The organism is Kitasatospora sp. NPDC018058, assembly GCF_044327205.1.
Lineage (GTDB): Bacteria > Actinomycetota > Actinomycetes > Streptomycetales > Streptomycetaceae > Kitasatospora.
Map to the genome: position 1 here is coordinate 1 of NZ_JBIRFA010000131.1, position 2,313 is coordinate 2,313.

The 2,313-nt window shown below is 70.5% G+C and carries 3 protein-coding genes; 1 reads left to right on the forward strand and 2 read right to left on the reverse strand.

The window, feature by feature from the left end; genetic code table 11:
- Positions 1–268 precede the first annotated feature (268 nt).
- On the reverse strand, positions 269–1,006 hold the full coding sequence (locus tag ACH4E7_RS45490; RefSeq protein WP_396255112.1) for a VOC family protein: 738 nt from the start codon (positions 1,004–1,006) through the stop codon (positions 269–271).
- Between the two features lie 330 nt (positions 1,007–1,336).
- On the opposite strand from ACH4E7_RS45490, the gene ACH4E7_RS45495 reads away from it, so the two are divergent.
- Positions 1,337–1,654, forward strand: coding sequence for a hypothetical protein (locus ACH4E7_RS45495; RefSeq protein ID WP_396255113.1), 318 nt, complete (start codon positions 1,337–1,339; stop codon positions 1,652–1,654).
- A gap of 171 nt (positions 1,655–1,825) precedes the next feature.
- On the opposite strand, the gene ACH4E7_RS45500 is transcribed toward ACH4E7_RS45495, so the two are convergent.
- On the reverse strand, positions 1,826–2,047 hold the full coding sequence (locus ACH4E7_RS45500; protein ID WP_396255114.1) for a hypothetical protein: 222 nt from the start codon (positions 2,045–2,047) through the stop codon (positions 1,826–1,828).
- Positions 2,048–2,313: the final 266 nt, after the last annotated feature.

The following is a 2,313-nucleotide window of genomic DNA, read 5'->3' on the forward strand; positions in this document are numbered from 1 at the left end:
CCCTGTACGACGGCGAAGCGCTCTCCACGACAGGCCCTTCCCAGCCACGACCAACCCGAAGATCATCTCACTCACCGATCAACGTGACAGCACCCCCTGGAGAGATCCTTGACGCTGGGCTCCGGCGCTTTCGGCCCGCTCGTAACCTTCCTGGCGTCCGACGAGGCGCGTTGGATCACCGGGGACGCCACCCCGTCTCTGGCGGCATTGCGCTGACCCCACGCCGTCTTCGCCGCTGACCCGAGCCGGTCGGAGCCGTCGTTCGGGCTCAGCGAGGGCTAAGGAGGCAGAACTCGTTGCCCTCCGGGTCGACCAGAATCTTCCACGAGATCGAGGACTGGTCGATGCCAGGGTCGGTGGCGCCCAGGGCGCGCAGCCGGGATTCCTCTCCCGCCAGGTCGTCATCGAGGTAAGGAGCGACATCGAGGTGGACGCGATTCCACCCGCTCTTGGTATCGGGAGTGCACGCGAACTCCAGGTAGGGGCCGACGCCTTGGGTGGAGCGCAGGGAGGCGTGGTCGTCGGCGACCTCGTGCACCGTCCAGTCCGTCGCCTCGCCCCAGAACCGGGCCATCGCGCGCGGGTCGGCGCAGTCGACCACCACCGCGGCGATCGGCCCGGTGTCCCGGTAGATGGGGCGGGGTTCCAGGACGCAGAACTCGTTGCCCTCCGGGTCGGCCATGACCGTCCAGGGGACATCGCCCTGGCCCACATCAGCGAGGGTCGCGCCGAGGTCCTTCAGATGCGCGACCAACTCCGCCTGGTGGGCGGCCGAGGTGGTGGCCAGGTCGATGTGCACCCGGTTCTTCACCGTCTTGGGTTCGGGGCGGGTGATGATGTCGATGCAGACGGCCGTGGGGTCGGGGTAGTCGAAGCCCACGGGTTCGAGGTTCGTCACGCCGGGTCCCTCGCTGTCGACACCCCAGCCGAGTGCCTCCGCCCAGAACCGGCCGAGCACGGAGTCGTCCTGGGCCTTCATATTGATCTGCACGAGTCTTGTTGCCATGCCGCAAATCCTAGAACCGGGCCCAGAGCAGAAGTACGCGGTCAAACTTCGCCGAGACGCCGTCAAAGTTCGGTGAGACAACCGAGCCGCCGTCAAACTTCGCTGAGACTGGTCGGCCCGTCCCGAGCCCGGGGCGGGCATCAAGGTATCCCGCCCGCCCTCGCCAATGCTTTGACCTGCGACGTTATCGACCCGTGACCAAGCCGCCAAGGTATCGGCGAGGCGTCCGGGGCAGCCATCAAGGTATCGATCACCCGCCCCGGGACGGGCGTCAAGGTGTCGGCGGGGCGCAGCCGGGTGCGGATCCGCTCGCGCGTACGATTCCCTGCCGTGGGCAAAGAGCAGAAGACGTTCGAGTACACCGACGACCTGGTCGCGGCGCAGCGGGCGCTGGTGGCCGTGCAGGCCGAGCGCCGCGCGTTCCTGGCCACGCTGTCGACCTGGGGCGGCGATCTGGAGGCCGCCCGGCAGGGGCTGAGCGAGGAGCAGCTGGCCGAGTCCGCCCGTCTGGAGGAAGCGGAGCGGCGGGCCTGCCACGCGGTGTGGGCCGATGAGTACTGGGCCAAGTTGTCTGGCGAGGACCGCGTGGCCGTCCGCAGCCGGCTCCGGCACATCGACGACGAGCCAGCCGCGGCAGTGGCGGCGTAGCGAAGGCTCGCGCCGCTCGGCGGCCGGGGTCGGTGCTATCGCGGGCGGGGTTTGCCGTTCGCGTCCACGTGGGCGCCGGCGGGTCGGGGGCGGCGGATCAGGCAGAGGCGGTCGTGGACCAGGACCGCGCACACGCGTACTTGGTCACCGGCCCGGCCACCGCGTTGGTGGTCACCGCCGGGCCCAGGCCGGGCACGCTGGCTCGTGCCAGGTGGTGCGGACGACCAGGCCGCCGGGCGTGAGGTGTTCACTGGACCAGGTCCGGCAGCACCCGCCGCCCGGCCGCTCCAGGGCCGGCTGCTTGCCGGCGCGGACCTGAGCTGCGGGCGCGGGAACGGCGGGCGCGACGGGGCGGCAGCGCCTGCGGCGGTGCGTGGCCGAAGGAGTCGTCATGTCGGAGGCTCTGCCCACCCGCCTGCGGCCGCGAACCGGGATACCCCCCGGACGGAGCAGCCCCGACGGCATCCGACCGAAACTCACCAGGGCCGGGGCGGGAAACTCACCAGAGGGCCGGTGAAACTCCCTGTCCTCTGCCACTGAACCTTGACCGGTTGCCACCCAACCTTGACCAACGCCGGTTTGTAACAGCGGGCGGGCAGGGCGCCATCCGGGACGCAGCAACGGCCCGGGGCCAGCCCATGACCCCACGGTGCCGGTCG

Excerpts from the sequence above, each read along its gene's own strand:
- ACH4E7_RS45500 (WP_396255114.1), bottom strand. The coding sequence starts at position 2,047 with ATGACGACTCCTTCGGCCACGCACCGCCGCAGGCGCTGCCGCCCCGTC.
- ACH4E7_RS45490 (WP_396255112.1), bottom strand. The coding sequence starts at position 1,006 with ATGGCAACAAGACTCGTGCAGATCAATATGAAGGCCCAGGACGACTCC.